Origin of the sequence: Psychrobacter raelei (assembly GCF_022631235.3) — a bacterium.
Taxonomy (GTDB): domain Bacteria; phylum Pseudomonadota; class Gammaproteobacteria; order Pseudomonadales; family Moraxellaceae; genus Psychrobacter; species Psychrobacter raelei.
The window spans coordinates 1,252,594-1,276,187 of record NZ_CP093310.2; the positions used below are offsets into that span (position 1 = coordinate 1,252,594).

At 43.4% G+C, this 23,594-nt stretch carries 24 protein-coding genes and 1 pseudogene; 8 read left to right on the forward strand and 17 right to left on the reverse strand.

From position 1 onward, the window contains the following. Nucleotides 1–40: 40 nt before the first annotated feature. Nucleotides 41–181, reverse strand: a complete 141-nt coding sequence (locus MN210_RS05405) for an entericidin A/B family lipoprotein (RefSeq protein WP_110816444.1) — start codon at nt 179–181, stop codon at nt 41–43. 371 nt (nt 182–552) lie between these two features. Between MN210_RS05405 and MN210_RS05410 the strand changes: the two genes are divergently transcribed. Beyond that, on the forward strand, nt 553–1,095 hold the full coding sequence (locus MN210_RS05410; protein ID WP_011960243.1) for a tRNA (cytidine(34)-2'-O)-methyltransferase: 543 nt from the start codon (nt 553–555) through the stop codon (nt 1,093–1,095). A gap of 10 nt (nt 1,096–1,105) precedes the next feature. Here MN210_RS05410 and MN210_RS05415 read toward each other — a convergent pair whose 3' ends face one another. The 4 genes from MN210_RS05415 to tusD form a co-directional block, all read right to left on the reverse strand. Beyond that, nucleotides 1,106–1,492 (reverse strand): TusE/DsrC/DsvC family sulfur relay protein, encoded by a 387-nt coding sequence (locus tag MN210_RS05415; protein WP_011960244.1) that lies wholly within the window; start codon nt 1,490–1,492, stop codon nt 1,106–1,108. 95 nt (nt 1,493–1,587) lie between these two features. Beyond that, nucleotides 1,588–1,935: a hypothetical protein gene (locus MN210_RS05420; protein WP_011960245.1), complete on the reverse strand. Its 348-nt coding sequence runs from the start codon at nt 1,933–1,935 to the stop codon at nt 1,588–1,590. Nucleotides 1,936–1,979: 44 nt separating this feature from the next. Beyond that, nucleotides 1,980–2,303: a hypothetical protein gene (locus MN210_RS05425; RefSeq protein WP_011960246.1), complete on the reverse strand. Its 324-nt coding sequence runs from the start codon at nt 2,301–2,303 to the stop codon at nt 1,980–1,982. Nucleotides 2,304–2,327: 24 nt separating this feature from the next. Next, nucleotides 2,328–2,738: a sulfurtransferase complex subunit TusD gene (gene tusD / locus MN210_RS05430; RefSeq protein WP_241879440.1), complete on the reverse strand. Its 411-nt coding sequence runs from the start codon at nt 2,736–2,738 to the stop codon at nt 2,328–2,330. A gap of 226 nt (nt 2,739–2,964) precedes the next feature. Here tusD and MN210_RS05435 point away from each other — a divergent pair, with 226 nt between their 5' ends. The 5 genes from MN210_RS05435 to galE all read left to right on the forward strand — a co-directional run bounded on the left by MN210_RS05435 (nt 2,965) and on the right by galE (nt 10,415). Then, on the forward strand, nt 2,965–4,305 hold the full coding sequence (locus tag MN210_RS05435; RefSeq protein WP_338412696.1) for a glycosyltransferase family 4 protein: 1,341 nt from the start codon (nt 2,965–2,967) through the stop codon (nt 4,303–4,305). A 241-nt stretch (nt 4,306–4,546) separates the two neighbouring features. Continuing rightward, entirely contained in the window at nt 4,547–5,131 is a 585-nt protein-coding gene (locus MN210_RS05440; RefSeq protein ID WP_413775373.1) for a phosphatase PAP2 family protein, read from the forward strand. A gap of 168 nt (nt 5,132–5,299) precedes the next feature. Continuing rightward, complete coding sequence (gene glnE, locus MN210_RS05445) at nt 5,300–8,161, forward strand: bifunctional [glutamate--ammonia ligase]-adenylyl-L-tyrosine phosphorylase/[glutamate--ammonia-ligase] adenylyltransferase (protein ID WP_338412697.1); 2,862 nt, start codon at nt 5,300–5,302, stop codon at nt 8,159–8,161. A 170-nt stretch (nt 8,162–8,331) separates the two neighbouring features. Further along, nucleotides 8,332–9,261, forward strand: coding sequence for a branched-chain amino acid transaminase (locus MN210_RS05450; protein WP_011960251.1), 930 nt, complete (start codon nt 8,332–8,334; stop codon nt 9,259–9,261). A gap of 176 nt (nt 9,262–9,437) precedes the next feature. Next, complete coding sequence (gene galE, locus MN210_RS05455; protein WP_241879443.1) at nt 9,438–10,415, forward strand: UDP-glucose 4-epimerase GalE; 978 nt, start codon at nt 9,438–9,440, stop codon at nt 10,413–10,415. A 108-nt stretch (nt 10,416–10,523) separates the two neighbouring features. Here galE and MN210_RS05460 read toward each other — a convergent pair whose 3' ends face one another. The 12 genes and pseudogenes from MN210_RS05460 to aspS all read right to left on the reverse strand — a co-directional run bounded on the left by MN210_RS05460 (nt 10,524) and on the right by aspS (nt 21,143). Continuing rightward, nucleotides 10,524–11,459: an NAD-dependent epimerase/dehydratase family protein gene (locus MN210_RS05460; RefSeq protein WP_338412698.1), complete on the reverse strand. Its 936-nt coding sequence runs from the start codon at nt 11,457–11,459 to the stop codon at nt 10,524–10,526. Further along, entirely contained in the window at nt 11,446–11,973 is a 528-nt protein-coding gene (locus MN210_RS05465; protein WP_255017050.1) for an IS630 family transposase, read from the reverse strand. The genes MN210_RS05460 and MN210_RS05465 overlap by 14 nt, the downstream gene beginning before the upstream one ends. A gap of 26 nt (nt 11,974–11,999) precedes the next feature. Then, nucleotides 12,000–12,503, reverse strand: coding sequence for a winged helix-turn-helix domain-containing protein (locus MN210_RS05470; RefSeq protein ID WP_241879271.1), 504 nt, complete (start codon nt 12,501–12,503; stop codon nt 12,000–12,002). A gap of 55 nt (nt 12,504–12,558) precedes the next feature. Continuing rightward, a pseudogene (locus MN210_RS05475) lies at nt 12,559–12,714 on the reverse strand (NAD-dependent epimerase/dehydratase family protein); the annotation flags it as partial. A 69-nt stretch (nt 12,715–12,783) separates the two neighbouring features. Continuing rightward, nucleotides 12,784–13,809 (reverse strand): capsular polysaccharide synthesis protein, encoded by a 1,026-nt coding sequence (locus MN210_RS05480; RefSeq protein WP_338412699.1) that lies wholly within the window; start codon nt 13,807–13,809, stop codon nt 12,784–12,786. Further along, complete coding sequence (locus MN210_RS05485; protein WP_338412700.1) at nt 13,739–14,623, reverse strand: glycosyltransferase; 885 nt, start codon at nt 14,621–14,623, stop codon at nt 13,739–13,741. Before MN210_RS05485 ends, MN210_RS05480 begins: the two co-directional genes overlap by 71 nt. A 61-nt stretch (nt 14,624–14,684) precedes the next feature. Next, nucleotides 14,685–15,449, reverse strand: coding sequence for a glycosyltransferase family 25 protein (locus MN210_RS05490; RefSeq protein ID WP_338412701.1), 765 nt, complete (start codon nt 15,447–15,449; stop codon nt 14,685–14,687). A gap of 67 nt (nt 15,450–15,516) precedes the next feature. Next, nucleotides 15,517–16,281, reverse strand: coding sequence for a glycosyltransferase family 25 protein (locus MN210_RS05495; protein WP_338412702.1), 765 nt, complete (start codon nt 16,279–16,281; stop codon nt 15,517–15,519). Nucleotides 16,282–16,311: 30 nt separating this feature from the next. Beyond that, on the reverse strand, nt 16,312–17,310 hold the full coding sequence (locus MN210_RS05500) for a Stealth CR1 domain-containing protein (RefSeq protein ID WP_338412703.1): 999 nt from the start codon (nt 17,308–17,310) through the stop codon (nt 16,312–16,314). Nucleotides 17,311–17,388: 78 nt separating this feature from the next. Continuing rightward, nucleotides 17,389–18,177, reverse strand: coding sequence for a glycosyltransferase (locus MN210_RS05505; protein WP_338412704.1), 789 nt, complete (start codon nt 18,175–18,177; stop codon nt 17,389–17,391). A gap of 45 nt (nt 18,178–18,222) precedes the next feature. After that, on the reverse strand, nt 18,223–19,230 hold the full coding sequence (locus MN210_RS05510) for a lysophospholipid acyltransferase family protein (RefSeq protein ID WP_338412705.1): 1,008 nt from the start codon (nt 19,228–19,230) through the stop codon (nt 18,223–18,225). Nucleotides 19,231–19,337: 107 nt separating this feature from the next. Next, nucleotides 19,338–21,143, reverse strand: a complete 1,806-nt coding sequence (gene aspS, locus MN210_RS05515; protein ID WP_241879449.1) for an aspartate--tRNA ligase — start codon at nt 21,141–21,143, stop codon at nt 19,338–19,340. 242 nt (nt 21,144–21,385) lie between these two features. On the opposite strand from aspS, the gene sohB reads away from it, so the two are divergent. Both sohB and MN210_RS05525 read left to right on the forward strand, forming a co-directional pair. After that, nucleotides 21,386–22,384 carry a protease SohB gene (gene sohB, locus MN210_RS05520; RefSeq protein WP_110816461.1) on the forward strand — a complete coding sequence of 333 codons (999 nt, stop codon included), beginning with the start codon at nt 21,386–21,388 and terminating at the stop codon, nt 22,382–22,384. A 170-nt stretch (nt 22,385–22,554) separates the two neighbouring features. Continuing rightward, nucleotides 22,555–23,592 carry an alpha/beta fold hydrolase gene (locus MN210_RS05525; protein ID WP_338412706.1) on the forward strand — a complete coding sequence of 346 codons (1,038 nt, stop codon included), beginning with the start codon at nt 22,555–22,557 and terminating at the stop codon, nt 23,590–23,592. Nucleotides 23,593–23,594 lie beyond the last annotated feature (2 nt).

Sequence of the window (23,594 nt, forward strand, 5' to 3'; positions counted from 1 at the left end):
GGATATGGCAGACCTCAAGACAATACAAAACTAAAAAAGTTTAGATTTTATTTTCAACTTTGTCAGCAGTTTTAGTAACGCCTTCACCGGCTTTAGATACGTCTTGGCCTAGGCCTTTGAAAGTGTTACAACCAGATAGTACAACTAGAGCAGTTAAAGAGGCAAATGCTAACTTTTTCATAATAAGTCCTTAAAAGTTGAAAAAATAAATAATATAAATTCATCACTGTGTGCTAAGGATAGGTGTCTTCTGGATTAACTAGGTTAACCATCGAGTAGCGCTAACTATAAGTTAACACCAAATACTACGATAAAATACCTAACACTAGATGATCAGATAATAAAAACCTAGGTTTTACAGACATTTGTCGACTGAGAAAACGTTAAGTTTTAGAAACACAGCAGTTATCCTTAATTACATAATATATCAATTAGTCCAATAGCAACAACAGAGAAATGTGTGAAATTTATCTAAAACTGTCATAGAATTGTAAATTTCGATACACAGACGGACTATTTGTTTTTACTTCGTCTCATTTAAGGCAACATTTTATGACCATTCACATTGTGCTTGTGCACCCAAAAATTCCTAACAATACCGGCAGCGCCATCCGTTTGTGTGCCAATACCGGAGCTCAGCTGCACTTGGTTGAGCCATTAGGGTTTGATTTAGACGATAAGAAGCTACGCCGTGCAGGGCTTGATTATCATGAATACGCAGCCATGCAAGTGCACAAAAACTGGCAAGTGGCGAAAGAGGCGCTACAAGCAGCAGGCTGTCATAAGATGGTGGCATTGACCACTAAGCTGAGTCATCCGTTTTATGAGTATGATTTTGGCGATAGCAATGCGGCTGAGCATGAGAGTATTGCTTTGGTATTTGGTTCAGAGACGGCAGGCTTAGCTGATGACATCCGAGCAGACATTGGGGAGAGCAACTGGCTGCGTTTGCCCATGTTACCAGACTCTCGCAGCCTAAATCTGGCCAATAGTATCAGCATCTGCTTATATGAAGTATGGCGTCAAAAAGGCTTTTATGGCGATGAAGGGCGAAGCACCGGATATACCGAGCTGACCCCTTATGATCCTAAATAACCGGCAAGCATTATAAGCAATTGGGCGGCTTGGGTAGCCCTGCGATGCGATTGACATGGCGGGCAACCAAACCGGTATTAAATAACTGCTGCAGTAATTGATTGCTGATATTGTGCTCAGGCAAGGTTTTCATCAGATACTTAATTAAGGGGCGGGTGGTCGGCGGGTGGTTAAACTGAGTGTGAAAGTCTCGCACCTGCTGCAAAATCTGATAATGCTGCTCGGTCAATTTTACGGATAGCGTATCTGCTAGCTGCTGCGCAATCTGAGGGGTCCACTGGGTATGGTCAAGCAAATGCCCCTCTTCATCAAGACCCAGATAGGCTAGGTCCTCTGAGGTGACAGCAGCAGTCTGTGAAGCGGGGCTGGTAGAAGATGAATTCATGGCTTGACTCATAATTTAACGGCTTAAGGGAATACAAATTATGGGATAGATTGTCTTATGAGATAGAATAAATCGTCTTACGGGATAGAATAGATCGTCGCATCCCACTAACTGAGTGAATTTAACGTTACCACGCGATCTACCTCTTGGGTTAATGCCACCCACTGCGCATCACTAATGACGTGTACTTTACTCACATCCAAATTGACCCGTGCGGTCTCATTAAGATGAGCCAAATCATCGGCCAGCACATAGAGCGCATGGATGTTTTCAATACGATATTCAGACTCATCATCACCGTTTAGCTCATTGATATACACTTGCAGCCAAGGCAGATAACCTGAAGTTTCAGCCAATAATAATAGACTGTCACCGGCGTGCCATAAGGGAGCCAGCTCTTTGACGGTGGCTTTAAGGGTATTCATTGGGGCCTGTAATTGAAACAAAGTGGACATGGTTTGGCTCTTATAATTTGGGAAAACACTGATGCGGATACAGGTTAAAAAGATAGAATCTGCTGAAAATTATTGGCGTCAAAATCTTCTGGAATGAAGTCGACTTGCTGCGCAACATCACCAGGCAACATGCCAAAGATCCAACTGCTAAACACATCGTCAGGTAGCCAAGCGGGCGCAATATCATACAAATCTAGTGATTTAATCATGCCATGTAAGCGGCTCTCAGGCTGCATTAATAAGCCAAACACAGAGCTGCTTAGCATCAATTGTACGTCTTGTCCGAAGCTTGCTAGAGTTAGGGCTAGGGCGCACCCTTCATAAGTAGCGGTTTCGGTGGCGGTGGTTAAACGAATAAGTAATGACACAGAACTTCCTTTTTTAATCTATCTTTAAAAACGAATGACCTTGGTGGCTAAGGCCATTTGCTCAGCCAGCTCCCCAAGTCCCACCAGCTCAAACCCAGCTGCTAAGTTATTGGTCTGTAGTCTGTGACGCGCAGCATTGTCCTCATCGGTTACGCCGCGGGTTAAGGCGGTACTCACACACACGGGTAATCTTTGCTGGTACGCGGCGCTAAACTGGCTCCAAAGCTGGGTTAAATCGGCTCTATCTGCACTCTGCCAACGTAGCGCATTGGCCGTATTGGCTGCATCTGCATAAAAGAAAATGGACAACTTAGCAGGCGACACAGTATCCGCTTCTTGAGTATGCTGCATAAAGGCTTTGGCATAACGATAAGCATGCCACGCAAGCGGCTGGCTTGGGTCGGCGGTAATCAGTAATAACGTCGTTGTCGTCATAAAAGTATCAGCTTGTACAATAAAAAAGGGCGCATTTGGCGTTAATTATACATGATTTGAGCATGTTATAAGGATGCAAAGCCAACAAATAAGCTGCATAACTAGGTTAAGCTAAAACCTAGTCTGTCATTAAACTGTGATTTTACCGCCATAAAAGTGTCAACTATTTGTTTTACAGTAAGGCTATAGTCCCAAATTAGCAATCTAGTAGCAATCAGGAGGCCACATGCTAAATCATAACATGGACACCCGAGCAGCACCCCTTGTCGCTGACTATGGCTTTGATAGCTTATTGGCCAATTTAGCTTTAACTTTTGATAAGCAATATACTTTGACGGACGTCACTGCTTATTCAAAGCCACTACACATCTTACTGGTGACCGAGACTTGGACACCAGATATCAATGGTGTGGCGATGAGTTTGGGACGTTTAATGCAGCAAATCTCTCTACAAGGTCATCAGGTGAGCCTCATCCGGCCCAAACCCAAATCAAGTTCAGTCGATATGCCCATTCAAGGTCTTACCACCCAAAACCTAGGGGAACAAAGCCGCAGTTTGGTGCTTAGCCATGATGTGCAGGTAAAAGGCATGGCGATACCTAAATATACTAATTTACAATTTGGGTTGCCGGTATATTTCACCATAAAAAAACAGCTCAAACGCATTGCTCCTGATGTGGTACATATTGCCACCGAAGGGCCTCTAGGATGGGCGGCGCTCATGGCTGCAAAGTCGCTTAATATTCCTGTTACCACCGGCTATCATACTCAGTTTCATGACTTTAGCCGGCACTTTGGACTTGGCCTATTGGCAGGGCCCATCATGGCCTACTTTAAATGGTTTCATAATGCCTCAAAAGCCACTTGTGTGCCGAGTAAAAAGACGCTGCATGACTTACAAAATCTAGGATTTAAGCGGCTGGTGGAAGTAGGTCGCGGCGTAGATTTAAAGTGGTTTAACCCCAAGCATCGCAGTGACGCACTTAGAGCACAGTGGGGGGCGCACACTCATCACACGGTACTGATTATGGTGAGCCGTTTGTCGCCTGAAAAGCAGATAGACTGGGTAATAGATGCGTTTAAGGCGCTACAGCAGCAACAGCTACATCGAGCGGTTAAGTTGATAATAGTGGGAGATGGGCCAGATAGAGATCGACTACAGGCAATGGCGGCCAACAACAAAGAGGATATTATCTTTGCGGGCACGCAAACTGGGCAGGCTTTGGCTGGGCATTATGCCAGCGCCGATGCCTTTGTGTTTGCAAGCCAAGTTGAAACCTTTGGTAATGTGGTGGTAGAGGCGATGGCCAGTGGCCTGCCGGTGTATGCCTTTAATGATGCAGCCGCTGGTATGCTGGTCACCCCCGATAGTGGCCGGCTTGTGACGTTAGGTGATAAAGTAGGGTTTATTACTGCCATCTCGCAGCTGCCAAAAATGCAGTGTTTAAAAGAGCAGGGAAGTCATGCGCGAAAGAGTGTGGCTCAGTGCTCTTGGCAGCGCCCCACTGAGAAAATGCTGACCATGTTTTATCAAGCCTTGGCACCGAAGGCGACTATAAATAGTTAGATTAAAACAGTTAGACTAGACTATAGGCGCTTATGGCTGGTAAAACGAGATGTACACACAGAGTGATGAAATAGATGAGTATTTTTTACAAAATAAAGTAAACTCAATAACTTAAAATATGATAATTAGTTTTTATACTTTTTTAATGCGCCATAACCTAATAAGGGGATAAGCGGTGAAATCTAACCAAGCAAAGCCTTCTTTGGTGCGCCAACTGCCGCCAAACATTGCGCCGAGTCCTGTGTTCACCTTATGTTCACGCAGTCCAGCACTGGCCGTTTATGTCAATCAGCTTATATCATGGGACACCACAGTGTGTATCCATATCAACCGCTATTCTACCAATTATGCTGTGGCCATCGTCTTTAAATCTATTAGCAGATTAGGAGATGGGTGGTTTTGGTATGCGATGATGCTGGCGGCTTTGGTTGTTTATGGTCAACAGGCTTTTTTGCCGATTATAACCACTTTACTCATTAGCCTGATTGGGCTTGCGGTATATAAAGTATTAAAAATAAAAACGGTACGCCCCAGACCCTATCAAGTACATCAGGTGATAGTGCTCGGTGAGCGGCCATTAGATGTGTTTAGCTTTCCCTCAGGACACACCTTACAAGCGGTGCTGTTTAGCGCAACTTTAGGCAGTTATTTTCCTCAGCTGCTGCCTGTCATGATGCTTTTTGCATTATTGGTGGCCTTATCGCGTATGGTGCTTGGCCTGCATTATCCTACCGATGTGCTGATTGGCGGTGCCATAGGCTATAGCTTATCTTTATGGGCACCTGATATGCAAAAGATGGTGGAGCACAGCCTGCTACTGCTGTAAGTAACCTTTGCTGTAAGTAACCTTTTATCTTACGCTGAAATGAGGCTATTAGATATGAGAATTTTTGCTATAAGGATATAAAAATTTAACACGAACAGTTATCTTCTAACCGCTTTTTATGTGGTAGGCTAATAGCACACTAGCACTTTTAAGGAGCCGTGCCCTATCATGCCCTCTGACCGTAGCCTCATTGACCAATTAACTCAAAACGTCCTTTCACTAAGCGCCCAGCACATAACCCAAGAGCACATTCAAGCACTTAAGATGGCCAGTCCTTTTGCTTATCAAATCTGGAAAAACAAGCCGGCTATTTGCCAAAACTTTTTGACCAGTTATCCTTTAGGTGAGCTGCTGACTCGCCAGCAAATCTGTGATTTGATTGATGATTACACCTTAGACGATGGGTTAGAGGGCGAGCTTAAGCGGGCCGATGAAGCCGGCGTCATGAAAGGTCTGCGCCGCTTGCGTGAGCTATTGATGCTGCGCTGGATTTGGCAGGACGCTTTGGGTCTCATTGCGCTTGAACAGCTGACCGGTGAGCTATCAGATTTTGCGGATAATTGTCTGATATTCGTTAAAGAGTATGTTTGGGAGCAATTGGTTGCGCGCTATGGCCGGCCCACATATATTGATGAAAAAGGGCAGCGTCAGTTCGATGACATGGCCATCTTTGCCATGGGTAAGCTTGGGGCGCAAGAGCTGAATCTATCTAGTGATATCGACTTAATCTTCGTACACCGTGCCCGCGGTGAAACCGATGGTGATAAATCCAAAGGCACCAAAAGTATAGATAATAAGCGCTTTATGATTCGCTTGGGTCAAAGCATTATTAAGATCTTAGATACTTGCACGGCAGAAGGCTTCGTGTTTCGAGTCGATATGCGCCTACGCCCTTGGGGTGAGGGCAGTGACTTGGCCATTCACTTATCGGCTTTAGAGAAGTACTTTGCTGCTCATGGCCGCGCATGGGAGCGGTTTGCGTGGCTAAAAGCGCGGGTGATTAATGAGGTTGACGATAGGTTTAATAGTCAATTAGAGAGCATCATTAAGCCGTTTGTGTTTCGCTATTATGTCGATTACAGTGCCTTTGCTGCACTGCGTGAAATGAAGTCTTTAATTCAAAATCAAGTGGCGCAGCGAGAGGACTTAGACAATGTTAAGCTCGGTGCCGGCGGCATTCGAGACATAGAGTTTGTGGTACAGGCTTTCCAATTAATATATGGCGGTCGTCACAGTCAGCTTGAGGTCAAGTCCTGCCTCAAAGCGATGCAGGCTTTAAACGAATTTGATTTCATCGATGATGATACTTACCGCAACCTAGAGGCCGCTTATCGTTTTTTTCGCCGCGTTGAGCATGGTATTCAGGCCATTCATGACCAGCAAACTCAAAAGCTGCCGCACAATCCAGAATGCCAGCACAATTTGGCGCTCACCTTAGGCTTTGATAATTGGGATGCTTTTTTACAGCGTCTAAATGAGCATCGCCGCAATGTGCATCTCCCCTTTGATCGTATGGTGACTGAGCGCCAGACGCCTACCAATACCGCTGTTGCCTCCAGTGATGAGCTGCAAAGCTTAGATGAGGTGCTTAACGGGGATAACAAGGCCAAGCTTGAGCAGTTTTGGTCAAGCAAAATGGTGGCCAATCTATCTGAGGAGGCCAAACAGCGATTAGATGCCGCTTATCCTGTATTGGTGCATGCGTTACTAATTCATGAAGCCAAGCAGGGCTTAGCCAATGTGGCATTACCCAGACTTATCGACTTATTAGAGGCCATCTGTCGCCGCTCTATATATCTAGTGATGCTCGCTGAAAACCCAGATGCCACAGTTAATCTGATTCCCATGCTCTCGGCAAGCCCTTGGATTGCTGGCGAGTTGACCCGCTATCCGGTATTGCTTGATTCATTCTTACAGCAGCGCTACCGCCACCTGCCGGACAAAGAGGAGCTTGCCAATATCCTGCGTCAGCGCCTTTTGCGCGTTGAGCCTAATGATGAGGAGATGCTACTAAACGTGCTTAGATTGTTCAAAAACAATCAGGTGCTGGCTGTAGCCGCCAGTGATGTGCTGGCTGAACGCCCGATTATGAAGGTGTCTGACTCCTTGACTTATATTGCTGAGGTGGTGCTTGAATTTACCTTAGAGCGTGCCTTCTCAGAGCTGGTCAAGCGTCATGGCTATCCGATCAATATGCAAGGCGAGTCAGTAACCGAAGCGCACAACGGCTTTGCGATTATTGGTTATGGCAAGCTTGGTGGGATAGAGATGTCGTATACCTCAGATCTTGATTTGGTATTTATTCACCAGATTAATGAGCAAGCAATGACCACAGGGCTTAAACCGGTTAGCGGCATGAAGTTTACCGCGCGTTTGGCCCAGAAGCTGATGACCTATCTCAATACCCAAACCCGAGATGGGCGTGCTTATGAGATTGACATGCGACTGCGACCTTCGGGTAATGCTGGCATGATGGTAGTCTCAAGCCGCTCCTTTGAGCGCTATCAATTAGAAAAAGCTTGGGTCTGGGAGCATCAAGCCTTAGTACGGGCGCGCGCCATTTGTGGTGACAGTCGAGTGATACAGGCCTTTAATCATACTCGCAAACAGGTTCTCACGCGCAAATGTGATATTGCCGACTTAAAACAGCACGTGATTGAAATGCGCGGCAAAATGAAAGACCATTTGGGCAGCAATCCCTTAGCTCAGCAGCAAGGTGAGTTTCATTTAAAACAAGATGCAGGCGGTATTGTCGATATTGAGTTTATGGCGCAATATGGCGTATTGGCCCATGCCCATGACCACCCAGAGCTGGCGCAGTGGAGCGATAATGTCAGAATTTTTGAAAGCTTAGCGGCCGCTGGAGTGTGGGATGCTGAGACCTGTGAGGGACTTACTAAAGCCTATCTTCTACTGCGCGCCGCGATGCATCAGCTGGCGCTTGCTAACGAATCGGTGGTGGTAGATGCAGCGGTCTGGAATGAGACACGCGAGTATGTCATCTCTAAATGGAATGAGATAGTGGTGTAGCCTAGGACTCAATATAACCAAATCAAATGCGCTACAAAACTAAAAATTGATAGTCAATTTAGGCCGCAGTGATATACTAAAATGATTGACCTCTCCTAAATATGCTGTTTATTATAAGGGGAGATCATGCAGGCTCGATTGACGATTATTGGCGTAAAGGGAACAATATTATGAGTATGGCAACAACGGAAGGCAAGCTTTGGCTAAACGGTGAAATGGTCAATCAGCCTGATGCCAAAGTGCATGTGTTAACGCACAGTTTGCATTATGGTATGGCAGTATTTGAAGGGGTGCGTGCTTATCAAACAGAAGATGGCCGTACTGCAATCTTTAGATTAGAAGATCACACCGATCGCCTAATGGGCTCTGCCAAAATCTTTCAATTAAATGTCCCCTTTGATAAAGCCACTTTGAATCAAGCCCAAAAAGAGGTCGTTAAACAAAATGGCTTTGAGTCGGCCTATATTCGTCCGCTTATCTGGGTGGGCGCTGAAAAACTAGGACTCTCCTCACGAGATAATAGTATCAATGCCATGGTTGCCGCTTGGAAATGGGGCGCTTATTTGGGTGAGGAGGGCATCCAAAAAGGAATCCGGGTTAAAACCTCATCCTACACCCACCATATGACCAACGTCACCATGTGTAAGGCCAAAGCAGCGAGCAACTATCCAGTGTCTATTATGGCCAACCAAGAGGTGACTCGCAACGGCTATGACGAAGCCATCTTGATGGACTCTCAAGGCTATGTGTGCCAAGGTTCAGGCGAAAACTTATTTATGGTAAAAAATGGCGAGCTACATACGCCAGATTTGGCAGGTGGGGCATTAGATGGGATTACCCGCCGTACGATGATTCAGTTCGCTGAGGATTTAGGCATTAAAGTGGTCGAACGCCGTATTACTCGCGATGAGTTTTATTTAGCCGATGAGGTGTTTATGACCGGTACTGCCGCTGAAGTGACGCCCATCCGTGAATACGATGATCGCACCATTGGTAATGGCGGACGCGGTGACATCACACAGAAGCTGCAGAGCTTATATTTTGATGTGGTACATGGCCGCAATGAGCAGTACATGGATTGGCTGAGCTTTGTTGATTAATTAAGCGGTATAGCTGTTATGCTCTAAGCCCTTATTTTAGGGATGGCTTAAATATAAAAAAATCCGGACATGATGTTCGGATTTTTTATATTTAAAATTAGTATATTAGATATGTAAGGTATAATTACTATAATTTTTTAAATATAGCTGCACAGAATAATATAAGAGTCAAAAATATGCTATTAATTACCGGTGGTCTTGGTTATATTGGCAGTCACTTTACTGTGATTGCTTTGCAGTCAGGTTACGAGGTTATGGTACTGGATAATCTTTCAAACAGCCATGCCGGTGTGAAAGATAAAGTCGAGCAGATTACACAGAAAGAATTACATTTTATTGAAGGGGATATCAGAGATGAGGGTTTACTTGATAGTATCTTTAAGCGGTTTACTATTGAAGCAGTAGTTCACTTTGCTGGTCTAAAAGCAGTGGCTGAGTCGGTTGCTAAGCCGATATTGTATTATGATAACAATGTCTCTGGAAGTTTGAATCTACTCAAAGCTATGCAGAACAATAAAGTTAATAAAATTATTTTCTCTTCCTCTGCTACGGTCTATGGGGAGCCTAAATATTTACCCTATGATGAGCGGCATCCTACCAATCCGATTAACCCCTATGGCTATACTAAGCTGCATGTAGAGCATGTTTTACGTGATGTATGTGCTAGCAATGAGGCTTTTTCAGCAATAACCCTGCGCTACTTCAATCCAATTGGCGCTCACCCGTCAGGATTGATTGGTGAGAATCCAAAAGATATTCCAAATAACTTAATGCCATATATAATTAAGGTAGCTAATTCTGAGCTGCCTTATTTGCAAGTATTTGGTGATGACTACGAGACAAGAGATGGTACTGGTGAGCGAGATTATATTAATGTGATGGATTTAGTGGAAGGACATTTGGCTGCCATCGAGTATTTAGCAAATACTGGATTTCATGTTTTTAATTTAGGGACAGGTATGGGTACTACGGTACTTGAGCTGGTAAGTGCCTTTGAAGCTGCTAATGACATTTTGATAGAGAGAAAGATAAAGCCTAGACGAAAAGGGGATTTAGCTAAGTTTTGGGCAAAAGTAGATTTGGCTAAAAAGGAGTTAAACTGGGAAGCTAAAACCTCTTTGTTGGAAAGTTGTCAGTTGATTCGGCAGTTCTAACGGTTTAAATAACAATAGAAGATATAAATGAAAATATTGTTTTCTTATCGATAAAAGAGCCTATCACCATGCTGTGGCTGGCTCTTTTAAATATGTGGAATAAATAAGTTATTTTTTAAAATAACCACGATACCAATTAGCGAAGTGTTTGATACCCTCAGCCAACTCTGTATTGGGGGTAAAGCCGGTTAATTGGGTTAATGAGCTGGAGTCTGCGTAAGTCGAAGCCACATCACCAGGCTGCATATCCATCATAATCTTCTGTGCTTCTGTGCCAAATTCTGCCTCTAATGTACGAATAAACGCCATCAAGTTTACCGGTGAGTTATTGCCAATATTATAGAGGCGATAAGGGGCAGAAGAGGTTTCTGGACTCGGATGTCGGGGGTCAAAGGTTGGTGCACCCACATCTTTGCTACCGGCCGGAGTATCTAAAATCGCCAAAATACCCTCGGCAATATCACCAACATAGGTAAAGTCGCGGCTCATATCACCATGGTTGAATACTTTGATAGGGCGGTTATTAGAGATGGCATCAGCGAACAACATCGGCGCCATATCAGGGCGTCCCCAAGGACCATAAACGGTGAAAAATCTTAAACCAGTACAACGAATACCAAACAGATGCGCATAAGTGTGTGCCATCATCTCATTCGATTTTTTAGTAGCAGCGTATAATGAGACAGGATGATCGGTATGATCGGATGTTTTAAATGGCTGAGATTGGTTAAGTCCATATACAGATGAGCTTGATGCAAAGCATAAGTTATCTACTTTTTGTTGGCGGCAGCCTTCTAGAATATTCAAAAACCCTACAATATTGGCTTCAACATATTGATGTGGATTCTCTAACGAGTAACGTACACCTGCCTGAGCCGCCAAATGACAGACAGCATCGAATTGATGCGTTTGAAATAATGACGCCATCGCCTCACGGTCTGCGATATCAATTTTGATAAATTCAAAATGCTTATTTTTAGTAGAATAAGTAGTATTGGTATCCGGCTCGTTAGGTAAAGTAATACCAATTCTAAAAAATAACACTCAAATCGCACCACTCCCGCTGAGTGATAGACCTAATTAAGTTAGTCTCATTACACAATGCATTCCAAGCGTCACATGCCGCATCGACAATCACATCATAACTCTCAAAACAGCGATTAGATAACCAATGCTGTTTAAGGTACTGCCATACCTGTTCAGCAGGGTTAAGTTCAGGTGAGTAGGGAGGCAATTTAAGCATGGTCACATTATCTTTATCCAAGCTTGGTTGGTGCCATAGCGCCCCATCCATAACCACCACGGCATGCCGACCTTCAGGAACAGCTTTACTAATTTCCTCCATATGCAATCCCATGGCTTGCTTATTCACATAAGGTAGAACAAGTCCAACACTCTCACCTGTCGCCGGATTAAAGGCACCAAACAGATAAGTCGATTCAAACTGCTGTTGCCTGACTATTCGAGGTCTTTGTCCTTTATAGTGCCAAACCCTTGTGATAGAACCTTGTTGTCCAATACGTGTTTCATCCTGAAACCATATATCAACTTGCTTGATATCAACACCATCAGGTAGAACTTGCTTTACCTGCTCAAGGAAGTTTTTTTATATGCCTCCATAACTTTAGGATCTGCCTTAGGATGCTGACTACGCGCAGATATCCAGCTCATACCAATACGTTTCATGAGAGGGTAGATCGCTTTAGGGGTATAGTTGGCGTTAAATTGCTCCTTGGCGATTTGTGCGATGTCTTTTGCGGTGAGCCTACCACCACCTCTTTGCTGCTGAGCTTCTACTATCGCTTGTTTGAATGGTTCTATGTCTTTTTCTGCTAAAAGACTCTTTCTGCCTCTGCCAGCTGCGTCATAGACACTAGTGATACCATGCAACCAGTATTTCCTTCTTATGGTATAGACGCTTCTAGGGTTATAGCCAAAGTTCTCTGCGACGGTCGCTATAGGATGACCTTGACTCAGTTGATGCAGCATGAGTAGTCTGATTCGCGCTCTGGCCTTGCCTTCTGTTTTAGACAATTGCAGAAAATCGTGGTCTGTGAGTTTATGATTTCTAGGGGTCTTTTTCGGCATATGATTCTATTATGTTGTTGAGTTGGTTGTATTGTACCTTATTTCTTAGAATTGGTATAACCCCAAGCTGTTTTAATCTGGCATGCTTTAATGAGACGTCATAGTAATCATTAAGGTTGTCGATACCGACAACCTGTTCACCACGTTCAAGTAGTTTCTGGCAGACATGAAAGCCGATAAATCCTGCTGCGCCCGTTACTAGTATTTTCATGCACTTGTTTCCACTAATTTTTATTTGATTTTGAAACTTGAGCTAGTTGCTGTTTTAAAATTTCAGGTATCAAGTATTTTGTAATAAAAACTCATAATATGAACCAGGTTTAAAATCTTTAACATAGGACATTTTATGAATGCTCGACTGAGAGATAATTTTCTGATAATCAGCTTCATTATAAGGAGTATGAAGAGCTGCCACTAACAAGTGTGGTTTAGTGTCATCAACTATAGGACATTGGTGTGGAGCAAGTTTGTCTTTTATTAGTGTATCAAACAAAATCTGGAAGAAAAAATAATGAGGTATATATTCTTGGGTTTGCCAGAAGTTTAATATTAAGTCGAGACAAGTATGAATAACCGGATCATTTTTTTTGGCAAAAATAATACTATTTAACAGGTTTACCTTATGAGAGCTTTCCCAGCTAAAGTAATAACTATTAAACTTATGCCATTGTTGTTTGTTTTCTGCATCAGCCGCACGTTGATACATAAAAAATCCATTATCTTGTAAGACATTAGGCAAAGAGTCTGTCAAATAAATAGTCGCATCCAACCACACACCACCGTAGACATCAAGCAGAGCAAGACGCAGCAAGTCTGCAAAGAAAGCAGGTCTAAATCCAGGATAGGTTTTTTTATGCCAAACAAAATCAGGCAAGTCTAGGTATTCATGGATATTGCTATCATCAAGTCTAATCACTTTATAGTCGGCAGCATGTTTGTCTACCGACTTAAAATAGAGCTGCACTGAGGGAGGCAGCTGATTATCAGAAACACCTTGCCCCCAATATTGCCAAATGATTTTTTCATTTTGAAATTCTTTTTTAGGCTTTAATGAGAACTTTTGGAGCTGACCACTATAGTAACGCTTAATGAACTCTGCCCAGCACTTCGCTACTTGATTTTGCTGCTCAAGATCAGCTTCTTTTTCAAAAGCTTTACGTTTATTGTGTGGTGTTGTTAGATTGTAGAAGTAACGGTAAGGTTTTTTCTTCTTTTCTTTAAGCTGCTTGTAAGTCTCACTGTCTGAAAAGAAGTGAGGAGATATACTGTTTGGCTCGAAACTTGAGTTTTCTGCGACGTTTGGCATTCTTTTTATTCCATTCAGCTTCAGTGATTTTTTTATCAGTCTCATTTCTAAGGTAGGCATGCCCACCAAAACGATAATGTGACTTGTCAGAGAACATAAGCTTAGACGTTTTTTTCCAGTATTCACGCTCGCCACGTGTGAAATACGGAGGTAAAATTTTAATGTCTTCACGCCCTAAGGCAAACTTATTAAGATGGCTCTCATCATGCCAAAGAGCAATAATATCCTGTTTTAAATCAGACTGGGTGTTATTGTATAAAGTATGGCATAGATCCAAGAAAGCCTCACTTTTGCCACCATTTAGAGCACCTGTGAAATAATACTTACCTTCACCATACGCAATATAGGCTGTTGATTTCGGATTGCGATCATATGTGTATTTTTCTCTATTACGATGGAACATATGCGGTTGCAGACATAGTGTTAAGTTTTCATGTGAGCCCAACGGAAGTAGGTCGTACTGCGTAATAGTTGATAAAAACTCTGTATTGGCATTAAAGAAAAAGACAAAGTCATGTTGTTTAATGATATTTTCAGCATCCAAGAAGAATCTAAAGCGCATTAAGGTACAAAATGGCCATTCCATTGCTTCCTTTTTAAGCGCAATTACTTGGTCACTTTGTGTTTTAAATGAGTCAATCAGATCATCGCTATCGGTAAATAGGATATAGTGCTTGTCGCAATCAGGAAGCAAATACTTTTCTGCCGATTTATAAAAATGATCCCAAAAAATAGTATAGCGACCGGTTGCAATGTACAGTATGGCAACCGAGTGTTTAGAGTTATTCGATAAAATGGAGTGTGTTGGGCTCATATTGGACTCGGTAAATTTCAATAGAACTTGCTGATCAATTTAATAGATAGTTAAGATAATATTATTTAAAAGGCACTTCTTTAGCAAAAAGTGTCTTTTTAGCTTGAGTGAGCAGTCGGCTAGCTTCCTTATTAACTTTGGCGAGTCCTTTTTTCTTCTCTGCTCTCATACGGTCCTTACGCTCTTTTAGTAGGGCACTAGGCAAAGAAGGATTGTTTTTGTGCAAAATCATCTCTTGAATACACAAAGCGGGAACCAGTTGTTGTATAGGCTCAGAGCCTTGGCGAATAAAGTTGTCAAACATCATGATATCTAAAGGCACTAAAACCTGGCTTTTTATGTAATCTAAATAAATTATAGCCCCTTTTTTAGATAAGATATAACCAGCAGTCCCTAGGTTCTTACCTTTTAGCTGGGTGACGTGACGCTTATTAGCTAGGACCTCATACGTTTTGCTGCCCAAATAAGTTTTTTTAGCGAAAGCTTCGATTTTTATGATATGCCAATCAGGATGAATCCAATCTGTGCTATTGAGTAGATTTCCCGCATCTTCCCCCAAATAAACATCGTCTTCGAAGATGGCGACATAATCAAGCTGCTCTGCAATGATTTTCTCCCATACTGCAACATGGCTCATCATACATGCCAGCTCAGTAGGGGTTAAATCTGAGGTATCCTCTAAGTTTAGACTCTTAGCGTATTGAGCTGCTTGCTCAGGTCTTAGAGCGTCAAAAAACTCATAGCTAAGCTGATGTTTACCAAATTCATTTTCGATGTGTTGACGTCTTTTATTGGCAGAATCTAAGCTAATAATAATATTCTTCATAACTGTTTTATCCATATAAAGCACTGGTATTTGGGCTAAACCAGATTTTGAGTAGTTTTTAATACAGTTATTTATTCAAATAAAGATGCTTAACAGCCGCCGCTTTGTCTTGTAGCATTCTTTTTTGTTTTTTGAGATTATAGCTGCCATCTCGGCCTTCTTTATCTTTACGCTGAATATTTTGACTGGACTGAGTGCCTAAAATATCACTATCGATCCCCATAGGGCTAATCACGGCGGGCCAAACACCTAGACCTTTGCCATTTTGACTGAGCCATCTTTGAAAGAAAATATCGACTGGCATCGTAATGGGCTTGCCATGCTTAATAAATTCTTCGGCGCCTTTACGTGACCAAATCAGCCCAAGACCCCTAATAGGAAAATAATAGGCGTGCCAAAGCGTATGTTCATTGATGGTTGTGATATCTTTGGCCAGTTTCTTTTTTTTGGCAGCAATATTGACCAAATACCAGTCAAGCTCTGGATGCGCATACAAATACGATACGGCCTCTTTGACTACCGGCGCAAATGCACTGGACATCTTCATATCATCTTCTAAAACTATCAGCATATCCGCATCGGTCTCAAGAAACTTCTGGGCGCACTGATAGTGACTCAGATAACAGCCGATTTCTGAGTTTAAAAGGCTGCGGCCTAAGTTACTGCGCGTTTGTTCGTCATCATAATCGACAAACTCAGACAATGATTTACCACGCCCATCATACGCTGATATTCTTTCAAAGTCCCAGTTCTGCTGCTGTAGCTGCTCGGTAGAGCGCTCGAGTCGTTTGTCACTGCCATCTAAGTTGATTAAGTAAGTTAATACTTTCATAAGAGGTATCTTGTCCTTAGTGTGTGATAGTCAGCCTTGCGCAGTCAATAGTGACTGCGGCAGGTAGGACTGAAGCTTGGTAAACATGGCCTCAGTAACTTGAGCGAATTCTTTAGCGGGCAGTTGATCCATACTTTGTATGCAGCCATATTTGATATTAGAATCTTGCAAACCTTTAATAAACTGCTGCACACTGCGTTCATCTTTTAGATAATTGATGTCAATATCAGGCTTTAAGATGACCTGATTTTGCTTGATTTTCAAGTGATTCATCAATGATATGGGATTAAACTGCTCCACATCACGAAATTTATACTCGATTTGTTTAGCCAGTAGCGTAGGCTTGCTTAATAAGAAATTTCGCAAAATATTTTTATCAACAATATGCGGATAATGATGTATTTCAAAAAACTTGCTCATCCCCGCCAGTTGTGCCCCCAGCATTTGAGCAATAGTATGCTTAGGCTGCACCGGCTTACCCACTAGCTTTTGTAATGTCTTGCGGTAATCAAGCTTAGCCTTCAGTGGCAGGCTGCTACGCCAGTGGCCATACACTACCATCTTATTATCAGTCAAAAAATCTTCAATCTGGGCTGGTTGATTAAAAAAGAAGTCATCATTTAAGTAGATAAAATAATCAGACAGACCTGGTATATTGCACAGCATGGTCTCAATCGAGCGGGTATTAAAGGTTGGCAGATACTGCTCGTAGCCTGCGAAGATTTGCTTGTGGTCAATAATGCGAATTTTGTCTTGGGTACAGACACCTTGTGCCGCAAACTCTTCGATAAATTTAGGCTGCTGCTCATCAGAGACGATATAGATATAGCGACAAAAGGGCACGTATTTTAAAATAGAGGCCACGTTAAAATAGATTTCATTGTTACTGGCAAAGCGAGTGGCACTAATCGCATCAGAGGCCACTTGAGTGGTTTTTTGATACGACTGGCGCTTTTGCTTGAGCTTCGGGTCATCACCGTCCACCCAGGCGATAACTAAGTCTATTTCAGATGGGGATTGTAGGCTCACAAGGGCTCTCACTATGTCATGGTAATATAAGTATCTGGGTAGATAGCTCTTTAGTTATCTGCTACCGAGTCGATGTTTTTATTTCCAGTAATCCTTAAGCCAAGGGCTTGGCTTCACATGGCGATACCATTTACCGCCACCACCTTTAATCGCATCAGGCGGATTAATCTCACCATGAAAGATAATAATTTTAGCGTTATCAGGTAAGCTTGGCGCTTTAATAAAACTCATAGCAGGAGAGGGCATACATTGGTATTTAAAGCTTACGCACCAAGTTTTATCCCAGTACTCTAAGTGGTGATGCTTACGCAAATAATTAGATAAATAAGCCTGCTCATGACGTACCTCTTTGCTTATCTTGGCAAAGTTTTTCTCGAAGTAACTGAGCAGATTGGGATAGGTGTTTTGACCAATTTTAAAGCGGTACACTGAGCTGTTGCCCACCATGCGCCAAGGCTTTTTCCAGTCACGGATGATGACCACGCTGTCATCAAACTTGGCTTCGTATTCAAAAAAAGCATCGATATTATCAACAATAACAATATCAATATCCAAAAATAGCGCAGTACCTTTTAAGTCATATAATTCAGGCTTAAAGGTGGTTAGCTTCTTCCAGCCACGTTCAGGCAGGCCCTCAGGTAGATTGAGCTCAGGAATAGGGTAGCAGCGCACATTGGGGTCAATACCCGTCTCATCATCGGTAAGGCATACCATCTGAAAATCTAATGTCAGATGACGCTTGACCATATTGTATAGACGGTTGACATACTCAGGGCCATATTTGGTGCCCCATTTCATACAGATCACATAGCGGGCCTCACTATTTGAAGAAGGCGTAAGGCGTGAGTCAGATTGGGTAGTTGTCATGAGTTACTCGGGCCAAATAGGTGGGTTTAGGAGTCAGTAAAATGCTTATTTGTCTAATGAGCGCTCTAATGTGCGAGCGGGTGAATCCTCTAATGCTTCATTTTGCTGAGCATTTTGGGTCAATAACTTAGGTTTAACATAAGCGCCAATAAACTGCTTTAGCTGATCCGTACTGGCTTTGTAAGGATTGTTGATTAAGGGAATTTGTTTGAAGCGTCGATAGCTCCACATATAGTGATCAGGGAAGCGCTTGATCATGTCCTCCATCGCTTTGTTTAAAGCGCTGGTAGCAACTACAATGTCCTTATCAAATAGCTTAGGGTCATCTAAGGCGAAGCAGTGGACATCAAAGCCGCTTTTTAAGGGTGAGTCATTGTCACTGCGTACACAGACCAGTCCTACCAATGAGCACTTGGTCTTGCTGGCAAGCTTGGGTGCAAGCGTACTGGTTAATGTTTCAATACCAAAAAATGGTGCTTGAACACCGCCTGAGGGCTGAGGCACATGGTCGGGGAGGATGATACTAAAGCCGCCAGATTTTAAGGTCTTAAAAATGGCCTTTATACCAGAGGCGTCAGTGGGGACCATCTGTGAGTTAAGGCGTTGGCGGCCTTGCAGAATAAAGTCATTTTGAAGTCGGTTTTTGACCGGTTTATATAAGATAGTAGGTGAGCCAAATTGATTCAGCCAGGCATTCATAATCTCCCACGTACCCAAATGCGGGACAATGGCAAGCATCCCCTTAGGATCTTTTAAGGCAGCCTCAAGTATCTGCAGATTATATACTTTATTGACTTGGTTGATGCTCCAAGCAGGCGGCATCGCCCAGCTTTTCACTGATTCAACCGTGCTTAAGAGTTGATTGCGAATAATTTGTTCTGAAAGTTGCTCACGAGCTTCATGGTCAAGCTCAGGTGTTGCCAATTGCAGATTGATATCAATGCTGCGTTTGATCGAGGTGTTAGGAATTTTATTCACGATGGGAGTGACGAAAAGTGCCACTGCCCGCATAGCGGACAATGGCACAAATTTGACGGCATTTAATGGGTTCATAGACTTAACTCGCAATAAGGGGTAATTATCTAAGCTATTGAATAACCACCGCTTTGCCAGCTAAGTGTGCTGCTGGTGGGGGCTAGCCCCACAAGCGGTTAGCTAAATTACTCTTTGTTTTCAGCTTGCGCTTTTTCGCGCACACGAATGCCCAGCTCACGCAGCTGACGGCTGTCGACTTCTGCAGGGGCCTGAGTTAATGGGCAGTCTGCAGTTTTGGTTTTCGGGAATGCAATCACGTCACGAATAGAGCTTGCGCCCACCATAAGCATAATCAGACGGTCCAAACCGAAGGCTAAGCCGCCATGCGGAGGCGCACCGAATTTTAAAGCGTCTAGTAAGAAGCTAAACTTCTCGTTGGCCTCTTCTTCTGAGATACCTAAGGCATCAAATACTGCACGCTGCATCTCAACTGTGTTAATACGTAAGCTACCACCGCCAATCTCAGTACCGTTTAGTACCATATCATAGGCGATAGATAGGGCTGTTTCTGGGTTGTTTTTTAGCTCTTCAACTGAGCCTTTTGGCATGGTGAAGGGGTGGTGCATTGAGGTCCACTTACCATCATCGGTCTCCTCGAACATTGGGAAGTCGACGACCCATAGCGGGGCCCACTCACAAGTTTCGATGTTCATATCTAGACCGATTTTGACACGTAGCGCACCCATAGCATCATTCACAATCTTGGCTTTATCTGCACCAAAGAAAATGATGTCGCCATCTTGTGCGCCTGTGCGCTCAATTAAGCTTACCAACACCTCATCGCTCATGTTTTTGATGATAGGCGATTGTAGGCCAGACTCTTTGTCGACACCATTGTTGATGTTGCTGGCATCGTTAACTTTGATATATGCCAGACCACGCGCCCCATAGATGCCGACGTATTTGGTGTATTCATCGATTTGCTTACGGGTTAGTGAGCCACCATTTGGCACACGTAAGGCGGCCACACGACCTTTAGGATCGTTAGCAGGGCCTGCAAACACTTTAAAATCAACCGACTGCATCAAGTCTGCGACGTCGATTAGTTTTAATGGGATACGTAAATCAGGCTTATCAGAGGCATAGTCACGCATGGCTTCAGCGTAGGTCATACGTGGGAACTTACCTAAGTCCACATCTAGCATGGTCTTAAATAGGTTTTGGATCAAGCCTTCGTTGATGTCCATGATGTCTTCTTCAGACAAGAAAGACGTCTCGATATCCACCTGAGTGAATTCTGGCTGACGGTCGGCACGTAAGTCTTCATCACGGAAACACTTGGCGATTTGATAATAACGATCAAAGCCTGCCACCATTAATAACTGTTTGAACAGCTGTGGCGACTGAGGCAAAGCAAAGAAGTTACCTGGACGGGTACGTGATGGCACAAGATAGTCACGTGCACCCTCTGGTGTGGCACGAGTCAAAATTGGGGTTTCAACGTCTAAGAAACCTTGGTCATCTAAATAACGACGGATGGTAGAGGTGGCTTTGGCACGAAATACCATACGCTCTTGCATCTCTGGACGACGCATGTCTAAATAGCGGTATTTTAGGCGCAAATCTTCTGATACAGAGATATTCTCGTCATTTAATGGAAATGGCGGTGTTTCAGATTTGGCCAATACGACAATTTCTTTGGCCAACAGCTCAACGTTACCACTGGTCATATTCGCGTTTTCGGTACCTTCATAGCGCTTGCGCACACGACCTGTAATCTTTAATACATACTCAGAACGTGCAGCATCAGCGGTTGCAAAAGCTTCTGGCGTATCGGGGTCAACGACAACCTGCAAGATACCCGCGCGATCACGCATATCTAAAAAGATAACCCCACCATGGTCACGGCGACGATGAATCCAGCCTGTTATAGTGATGGTTTGCTCTAGTAACGCTTCGGTTACGGCCCCACAATACTCGGTACGCATCATAAATTGTCCACTACCTATCAGTTATCAAAAAAGAATTCTTATAAATTCAAGAAGGTTCTGTCAAAGAATTTTTATCAAACGCACATTATGCCTAATCTTGCGTGTTGATACAACCAAACACCCTTGAAATTATTGAAATGCAAACGCATATTAATAACAATATGATAAAAAATTATTTGTGCTAGAGCGTTATTATATCCCATCTAGTTTTCGATATGTTTTATACCCTTAAAGGAATATTTATGTTGTTTTATCCGGCCAAAAACCCAGTTGAGTTAAAAGTAGTTCATTTAAATAAAAGTCAAAACGAGCGTCGCAAGCATCTTATTGAAGCGACAGGGGACAAAAATGCGGTAAAACAATTCCAAAAAGCACTGGCCAAAAAAGCCAAGCAAAAACTAAAAGATAAGTCTAAAGCGAAAGCCAAGCAAAAGCGTGTATTTGTGCTTGATTTTGATGGTGATATTAAAGCCAGTGCTGTTAAGCACTTGCGCGAGGAGATTAGCACCATCATCAGCGGCGCCAATAAGGGTGATGAGGTGGTCATTCGTCTAGAGTCAGGCGGCGGCATGGTACATAGCTATGGCTTGGCCGCAGCTCAATTGGTGCGCCTCAAAGACGCCGGCTTAACGCTCACCATTGCCGTGGATAAAATCGCTGCCAGCGGGGGTTACATGATGGCCTGTGTGGCAGATAAAATTTTAGCAGCCCCGTTTGCCGTTATCGGCTCAATTGGTGTGGTCTCACAAATGCCAAACTTTAATAAATGGCTAAAAAAACACGATATCGATTATGAAATGTTTACCGCAGGTGAGTACAAGCGTACGGTGACTGTTTTTGGTGAGAATGATGATGACGATCGTGCCAAATACACTGAGGAGCTAGAGCAAACACATAAGCTATTTAAGCACTTTGTGACCACCTATCGCCCGCAGCTGGACTTAACCAAAGTGGCCAATGGCGATCACTGGTATGGTGAGGATGCGCTGCATTTAAACCTGGTCGATGAGCTGACGACCTCGGATGCATATTTGCTAAAGCAAATGGATGAGCATCAAGTGTATGCCATTTTATCACGCCAAAAACCCACTTTGGCTGAGAAGTTGGGTTTTGCTAACGCCGCTCATTCGGCGGTATCAGGCTTGGTAAGCACCGCAACCAAGTCAGCGTTGACTGTGCTGGGTAATAAATTGCCTGAGGTCATGAGCAAGATTGAGCAAGACAAGCGTTTAAAGTTTTAATGGTTGGATAAACTATCAGCTACTTGATGTGAAGAAAAAGCGACCTTAAGGTCGCTTTTTTTGATGGATTTATCTTGCAATAAGCTGAATGATAAGGATTGAGTTTAATCAGCAAAAACCAATCGTTAAGACCAGTAATCAAAGATAAATTAACCAAGGATAGGTGTTCAATGGATAAGCATTTGACGTTTAATAAGACACTTTTAGTCAAGATGGGTTTGGCGGGTGTGCTGGCAACCTCTGCGGCAGCACTTGTCATCGGCCGCATCTGGAAGCCAGATTTGCAGGTCTCTAAGCTTAAGCATTGGGAGCTGCCGACCAGCTTTTATGTCGATGTAGAAGGATTACAGGTGCATGTGACCAAGTCTGAGACATCTGATAACTTAGCGGCTACTAATAACTGTGAAGCGCAAAGCGGCGCTGAAACTTTGTTACTAATCCATGGCACTTCAGCCAGCTTGCATACTTGGGATGGCTGGACTGAGGCGCTTAAAGAACAATATTGCGTGGTACGCTTAGACTTGCCAGCCTTTGGGTTAACAGGCCCTTATGCTGATGATACCAAGCCCTATAGCTTAGATAATTATGTTGATACTGTCATTAAAGTGATGGATAAGCTTGATATCAAGCGAACGACCATTGCCGGTAATTCGCTTGGCGGCGGCATTGCTTGGCTAACTGCTTTAATGCACCCTGAGCGGATTGACCGCTTGATATTGGTTGATGCATCGGGCTTTAAATTTACCCCCAAACGCATGCCCATTGGCTTTAAACTGGCACAGTCTCCTGTATTAGATGGTCTTACTGAGCATGTACTCCCCAAAAGCATGGTGCGCAGTAGTGTGCAGAGTGTTTATGCAGATAAATCCAAGGTAAGCGATGACTTAGTGAACCGTTATTATGAGCTCAGCCGCCGTGCAGGCAATCGTAAAGCCTTGACCAGACGCATGCGCGAGGGGTTATATCAAGATGAAGTCAAGCGCTTGGGTGAGATTACGCAGCCCACACTGATTATCTGGGGCGCACAAGATGAATTAATTCCTATTGAAAGCGCTTATAAATTTAAGGCTGCCATACCCAATAGCCAATTGGTGGTATTTGATCACCTAGGTCATGTGCCGCAAGAAGAAGACCCGAAAGCCACAGTGGCTGTGGTGAAGCAGTTCTTGCGAGACACCAAATCTGATTATACTAAGTCGTTTAACTAAAT

Coding starts and splice junctions, on each gene's coding strand:
- MN210_RS05405 (WP_110816444.1), bottom strand. CDS start 181: ATGAAAAAGTTAGCATTTGCCTCTTTAACTGCTCTAGTTGTACTATCT.
- MN210_RS05410 (WP_011960243.1), top strand. CDS start 553: ATGACCATTCACATTGTGCTTGTGCACCCAAAAATTCCTAACAATACC.
- MN210_RS05415 (WP_011960244.1), bottom strand. CDS start 1,492: ATGAGTCAAGCCATGAATTCATCTTCTACCAGCCCCGCTTCACAGACT.
- MN210_RS05420 (WP_011960245.1), bottom strand. CDS start 1,935: ATGTCCACTTTGTTTCAATTACAGGCCCCAATGAATACCCTTAAAGCC.
- tusD (WP_241879440.1), bottom strand. CDS start 2,738: ATGACGACAACGACGTTATTACTGATTACCGCCGACCCAAGCCAGCCG.
- MN210_RS05435 (WP_338412696.1), top strand. CDS start 2,965: ATGCTAAATCATAACATGGACACCCGAGCAGCACCCCTTGTCGCTGAC.
- glnE (WP_338412697.1), top strand. CDS start 5,300: ATGCCCTCTGACCGTAGCCTCATTGACCAATTAACTCAAAACGTCCTT.
- MN210_RS05450 (WP_011960251.1), top strand. CDS start 8,332: ATGAGTATGGCAACAACGGAAGGCAAGCTTTGGCTAAACGGTGAAATG.
- galE (WP_241879443.1), top strand. CDS start 9,438: ATGCTATTAATTACCGGTGGTCTTGGTTATATTGGCAGTCACTTTACT.
- MN210_RS05470 (WP_241879271.1), bottom strand. CDS start 12,503: ATGCCGAAAAAGACCCCTAGAAATCATAAACTCACAGACCACGATTTT.
- MN210_RS05480 (WP_338412699.1), bottom strand. CDS start 13,809: ATGCCAAACGTCGCAGAAAACTCAAGTTTCGAGCCAAACAGTATATCT.
- MN210_RS05485 (WP_338412700.1), bottom strand. CDS start 14,623: ATGAGCCCAACACACTCCATTTTATCGAATAACTCTAAACACTCGGTT.
- MN210_RS05490 (WP_338412701.1), bottom strand. CDS start 15,449: ATGAAGAATATTATTATTAGCTTAGATTCTGCCAATAAAAGACGTCAA.
- MN210_RS05495 (WP_338412702.1), bottom strand. CDS start 16,281: ATGAAAGTATTAACTTACTTAATCAACTTAGATGGCAGTGACAAACGA.
- MN210_RS05505 (WP_338412704.1), bottom strand. CDS start 18,177: ATGACAACTACCCAATCTGACTCACGCCTTACGCCTTCTTCAAATAGT.
- MN210_RS05510 (WP_338412705.1), bottom strand. CDS start 19,230: ATGAACCCATTAAATGCCGTCAAATTTGTGCCATTGTCCGCTATGCGG.
- aspS (WP_241879449.1), bottom strand. CDS start 21,143: ATGATGCGTACCGAGTATTGTGGGGCCGTAACCGAAGCGTTACTAGAG.
- sohB (WP_110816461.1), top strand. CDS start 21,386: ATGTTGTTTTATCCGGCCAAAAACCCAGTTGAGTTAAAAGTAGTTCAT.
- MN210_RS05525 (WP_338412706.1), top strand. CDS start 22,555: ATGGATAAGCATTTGACGTTTAATAAGACACTTTTAGTCAAGATGGGT.